At 39.6% G+C, this 5,552-nt stretch carries 4 protein-coding genes and 2 pseudogenes; 2 read left to right on the top strand and 4 right to left on the bottom strand.

Features of this window, described 5'->3' with window-relative positions; translation table 11 throughout:
- Together ACTHJT_RS17620 and ACTHJT_RS17615 are read right to left on the bottom strand one after the other, a co-directional pair.
- A pseudogene (locus tag ACTHJT_RS17620) lies at positions 1 to 883 on the bottom strand (OmpA family protein); the annotation flags it as partial.
- Positions 884 to 1,018: 135 nt separating this feature from the next.
- Positions 1,019 to 1,393: a hypothetical protein gene (locus tag ACTHJT_RS17615; protein WP_440240656.1), complete on the bottom strand. Its 375-nt coding sequence runs from the start codon at positions 1,391 to 1,393 to the stop codon at positions 1,019 to 1,021.
- Between the two features lie 227 nt (positions 1,394 to 1,620).
- Here ACTHJT_RS17615 and ACTHJT_RS17610 point away from each other — a divergent pair, with 227 nt between their 5' ends.
- Complete coding sequence (locus ACTHJT_RS17610) at positions 1,621 to 1,770, top strand: hypothetical protein (protein ID WP_440240654.1); 150 nt, start codon at positions 1,621 to 1,623, stop codon at positions 1,768 to 1,770.
- A gap of 42 nt (positions 1,771 to 1,812) precedes the next feature.
- Here ACTHJT_RS17610 and ACTHJT_RS17605 read toward each other — a convergent pair whose 3' ends face one another.
- Positions 1,813 to 3,747 carry an OmpA family protein gene (locus ACTHJT_RS17605; RefSeq protein ID WP_440240652.1) on the bottom strand — a complete coding sequence of 645 codons (1,935 nt, stop codon included), beginning with the start codon at positions 3,745 to 3,747 and terminating at the stop codon, positions 1,813 to 1,815.
- Positions 3,748 to 3,963: 216 nt separating this feature from the next.
- Between ACTHJT_RS17605 and ACTHJT_RS17600 the strand changes: the two genes are divergently transcribed.
- Entirely contained in the window at positions 3,964 to 5,247 is a 1,284-nt protein-coding gene (locus tag ACTHJT_RS17600) for an ArnT family glycosyltransferase (RefSeq protein WP_440240650.1), read from the top strand.
- Positions 5,248 to 5,344: 97 nt separating this feature from the next.
- On the opposite strand, the pseudogene ACTHJT_RS17595 reads toward ACTHJT_RS17600, so the two are convergent.
- Positions 5,345 to 5,552: pseudogene (locus tag ACTHJT_RS17595) on the bottom strand (7-carboxy-7-deazaguanine synthase QueE); the annotation flags it as partial.

The raw sequence follows: 5,552 nt of genomic DNA, 5'->3' as shown, positions 1-5,552 counted from the left end.
TTACCTTTTCATCAGAAGAAACGGTTGCGCTTGGCTCCCAGTATGGCGTGTTAATGGATGGTCCGAGTCTTTTAGGTTTATCCCATACTTCACCTTTTAAAACGCTAACATACAAATCTCCCCCGTCTGTTCCGGAGTGTCTGTACATAATCAACTCCATACCATCCGGAGATAGCGCCACACAAGCATCATGCGATTCTGTATTGATTCCGTTGCCGATATCTACCGGATCAGACCATTCAGACTCCGTTAATTTGTTGGACTGGTAAATATCTTCGAAATAAAATCCATCTTCCAGATCTTTCCCCCCACCTGTTGTGCTGGGTCTGCGGGATGTAAAGAGCAATTCTGTTTCATCGGCGGAAATCACCGGCACATAATCCGGATACGGAGAATTGACCTTAGGGCCCAGGTTGGTAATTTTTACTTTCACCGGATTTTTAACCAATTCTATTCCATTTTTACAGTTTGCAATATATTGGTGCATTTCAAAATATTCCGGTTCTTCAGAATCAAGTGTTTGCTGGTATTCGCGATATAATGAAATTGCCAGCTCGAATTTATGCTGCAGATGAAAAATCCGTGCATAGTAAAAAGTCAGTTTTGGATCTTTGTTGTTAACCTTTGCATTATCCATGTATGGGAAGGCATGCAGTTCCTGCTTGGTATGAAAATAACATTCAACAATATTATAAGCCAGCTTATGGTCGGTAGTGTCTACTTTCCAGGCTTCCAACAAATATGGAAGTGCCTGGTGGTACTCTTCCATTGCTATATGCTCTTTGCCTTTTTTGTAGTTTTTATCATAATTGCCAGGAACTACCTGACAAAATACATTTCCATAAAAAATTAAAAACAGAACTAAATATATGCCCTTTTTCATACAACTTAACATATTTAAGTACAAGTTAATATAATAATCAGACAAAAAAAATAGTGATGCTAAAGCACCACTATTTTACATGCGTTAAAGATTAAATAATCTATTGTTAATAAATTTTATCTTAACAGTTTTAGATTAATATTGAAAGAAATATTGCTGTTCTTTGGAAGCCACAAAATGTATAATCACTACATTATCTTCTGCCTGCATAGCTGCATTTTTAATTTTTTTACCTTCCAGATGCTTCGTAACATATTCCTTAAGTGCTGTATTTGAGGTGTGTACATCTTTTACATGAATAATATTTGCCGCATCCAGTTCATATGAAACGACCACAGACTGATCATTTCCGTTTAATAACTGAGAGGGATAACCAATCATTCTGTTTATCTGATCTGAGATCTGCACAGGATGATTAGACCTGGAGCCTTTATTTGTCTTTACAGGTGATGCTGATACAACTGAAATCATAAATAATGTGGAAGCGAGTACTGCGACGATATTTTTCATAATAATAATTATTTAATGATTTGTTAACATTCTGTTAATATACTATACAGTACGCTCATATCGGATAAATCGTTCGTTTTTCAATGTTAAGTTTTTCTGAAGAAATATGAGATAAAAACCCAAACCGTAGTTATTTAAGAAAAAAGTGCACAAAGCAGGAAATACAAAATAAATTATGTAAATTGACAGAATATTACTATTTTAGTGTTTATAAACAGCTGAACGCCATGAAAAAGATCGTATTCATATTAACAATAGTTTTCGCATTATCTACTATTGTTGCTACTGCAACCCCTGGTAAACCTGCCGGAAAGCACAAAAGCCATAAAAAAGCTAAGAAGAAAAAATCCGGTTACATGTTTGACTTCCAACATTAATTATAAATAAAAAGCCCCCGATAGCTATCGGGGGCTTTTTTATTACAGTATTTTTATTTCCAGTCTTCTGTTTTTCTGTCTGCCCTCTTCTGTTGCATTATCCGCTACCGGATTGCTTGCTCCATAACCTTTATAAACAATACTTGTCGCTTTAATATTATGTGCCAGCAAGTAATCATATACTGCCTTCGCCCGGTTATTTGATAGTTTCATATTGGCTTCTGCAGAACCGACATTATCTGTATAGCCAGACAGTTCAATCTTCAGCTTTGGATTTAACTGAATAAAGGAAATCAATTTATCCAATTCAATTTTGGATTTGTCTTCCAATACAAATGAATTGGTTTCAAAGAATATATTGTTGAGTGCTACTCTGGAACCTGCAAGAATCGGAGTCAAATATACATCGAGGGTCTGCGGATTAAAGCTGGAAGGCTTGATGTAGTTAAAGTTTAAGGATTCAAATAAATAATTCACACGGTTCACAAACAAGGCATACTCCTTGCCTTCTGTAATAACAATCGTATACTCACCGGTAATACTATCTGACAGAACAGACTGAGTAACTTTTCCTGAAGCAAGATCAATTAATTCTACACGCGCACCGAGTCCTTTTTTAGTTTGCTTATCATAGATATGTCCTTGTGTATAGGTGCTTAGTTTTGCAGGTTTAAAGGACGCAGGCATGTCAAATTCATATAAAAAAATACGCGAATTGTAATTTACATTCTGCCCGTCAAAGCGCGAATAATATCCTTTGGTTCCATCAACAGTAATAAACAACGTCTCGTCATTCAGATTTGTATTCAATGGATAACCCATGTTTACCGGTGCCGTCCAGCTGGTATCCATCCCCTTTGTATAAAAGAGGTCTAGTCCGCCCATACCCAGAAGACCGTTGGAAGAGAAATACAGCGTAGTTCCGTCTGCATGAATAAACGGTGAGAACTCCGTTCCCGGAGTATTGATTGCATTACCTGCATTGATCGCATCCGACCAGGCACCATCTTCATTCAGATGAGAGACATAAATATCTTCTTTTCCGTAACCACCCGCACGTGCGGAGACAAAGTACAGTGTGCGGCCATCGGCGGATAAACTCGGGTGCGAGTCCCAGCTGGTGCTATTGATTGATGGTCCAAGGTTTACCGGCTTAGACCAAACTCCATTTACGCGTTTGCTCAGGTACAAATCACAGGAGCCGCGTCCGTCTGGTCTTCCGCAACCAACAAACACGAGTGAATTCCCATCCATGGAAACAGAGCAGGTACCTTCATTATCTTTTGTATTGATGTTATCTGAAATCGTTTGAGGAGCACTCCATGCACCATCTTTAAAAGTAGACACAACGATATTTTCATCATCCTGACGTGAGAGACCGGCAAGCGTTGTATAATACAAAGTCTTGCCGTCTGCTGTTAATACGGGATGAGACTGCGCAAAGGAACTATTGATGGAGGCCGGCATCAGGACCGGTTTAAAATCAACCGGATGCTTCATCATTTCAATTGCATAATCACAGCGTGTAATGTATACCGGAGATTGTTCCAGGATCTTTTTATCGTTTGGATGTACGGCAAGTGCATATCCGAAATAACGCTTTGCTTTGACATATTCACCATCGTTATAACTCAATTCTCCGGCAGTATAATAAGCGCCGGCAAAACCTTTCACGTTCGGATCGAGATCTGAGCCCTTGCAAAAATATTTTTTTGCAGCAGCCTTATTGCCCATTGCCATCTGCATGGCACCGGCTTTAAAATAAGCCTCTACAAAGCCTGTATCCTTCTGAAGGATGGCATCCAGTATGGTTATAGCTTCGTTCCAGCGGCGTTGTTGTTGCAGCAATTCAGCTTCCTGGTAAGAGGCGATTGATTTTTTATTTTTCGTATGGTATGTGGGAGCCGGCGTCTGGGCATTAACCATCATACCTGACAATAAAAGAAATACGGTTAGGAATATGTAAATTCTATTCATATTTTATCTGTAAACGAATACCTAATATAGCAATTCTTTTTTGCAAAATCTGTTTTCAATATTCCTGCTGAAAACTTCCATTGTGATCCGGGATTTAGAGTTTGTTATTTGGGATTTGGGATTTGGGATTTGGGATTTCCTAATCGTTGTCTTCCATATTGAAAATTGTTGAATTGTGCCTATCTTGTTTTACAGAAAACATTACTATTCAGATTCATGCCTGCAACAGCATTTAAAAATAAGTCGCCTTACATACTTTTTTTACCGTTTCTGCTTCTTTATAGTTTGTATGTGCTGTACTTCCATACGGATCAGATGGAAGGCGATGAAGCCCGTTACCTGCAGTTTGCACAGAACCTCCTTCATGGATTCTATTCACCGGCCTACCCAAATATAGACCTGATCAATGGCCCCGGTTATCCGATCCTGCTTATGCCCTTTGCAGCAGTAAAAACCCCGCTGATCTGCATTACACTATTCAATGCACTGCTGCATTACCTATCGGTTGTTTATCTGTTCAAAGCCATAGAATTGCTGTTTAATTCTTTTAAGACAGCTTGTATTGTTGCACTTTGCTGGGGTTGTTATTTTCTTGCTTATCAGGAGATGCCCTGCATTCTTACAGAAACCTTTACCCTCTTTCTGATCAGTGCATTCAGTTATCAGATTATCCGTATTCATAAACAAGAAACAATTAATTACAAGCATATTATCCTTGCCGGTTTTACTTTTGGCTTTCTGATTCTGACCAAGGTTGTGTTCGCTTATGTCCTGCTGCCATTACTGTTTATCTCCGTTTATTTCTACCTGAAAGACCGTGCATCTATTACTACCCAACGCCTGGTTTACCTGTTCAGCACGGCCCTGCTTGTACTTGCTCCTTACCTGATCTACACCTGGCAGCTTACCGGAAAATTCTTTTATTTAAGTAGTGAAAGCGGCAAAGTATTGTACTGGATGACATCGCTGGATGAGAATGAATACGGGGACTGGAACAACAATACTTTCACGGCTAACTGCCATGGCAAGGTTTTCTGTAATGCACCGCTGATTGCTGCAAACCATGCCGCGGATATTGCACAGGTAAACAGCATGAAGACTGTGATACAAGCCGATTCTGTATTTAAAGCGCTTGCTGTTCAGCATATAAAATCAAACCCGGCGAACTATGCCAGGAACTGGTTTGCCAATATCGGCCGGTTATTATTCGGCTTTCCGGCTTCGTATTATTTTCAAAGTCCATCGACATTGATACGTGTATACGTGAACAGCTTGCTGCTTTTTGCCGCAATCTTTTCACTGGTTGTACTCGCGATCAACCGGAAAAATATACCGTTGGAAATTATTGTGCTGACAAGCTTTTGTTTGATTTACCTGGTCTTAAGCTCGCTGGTGAGCGCTTATCCGAGACAGTTTACGGTGATTGTACCAGCCCTGCTTTGCTGGATCACCTATGCGGTTAAAAATACGGTTCGGATGAGTTTGAAAATTGAGAAGTAAATTGAACTAGGGCACAAGCAAATGCTTGCGCCAGCGATGCGAAGTAAACAGGACTAAAGCATAAACAAATACTTGTGCCAGCTCCGAGTATCTGCGATTATGGAATATTCATGAATTTGTGAATCTGCAGCGAGATCTCCCACTCCGGATTCTCTTTCACAAACGATATAATCTGCGGCAGCATCTCTTCCTGACGCGACCATTCGGGCTGCAGGAACAGTTTACATCCTTTTTTAAGCTTCGGAATGAATGTCTTTGCCCATTCAATATCACTTGGATGAAATACAATAATCTTCAGTTCATCA

The organism is Cytophaga sp., assembly GCF_051961495.1.
Classification (GTDB): Bacteria; Bacteroidota; Bacteroidia; order Cytophagales; family Cytophagaceae; genus Cytophaga.
The sequence above is the reverse complement of the archived record's forward strand: the minus strand, read 5'-3'. Positions and strand labels throughout refer to the sequence as shown.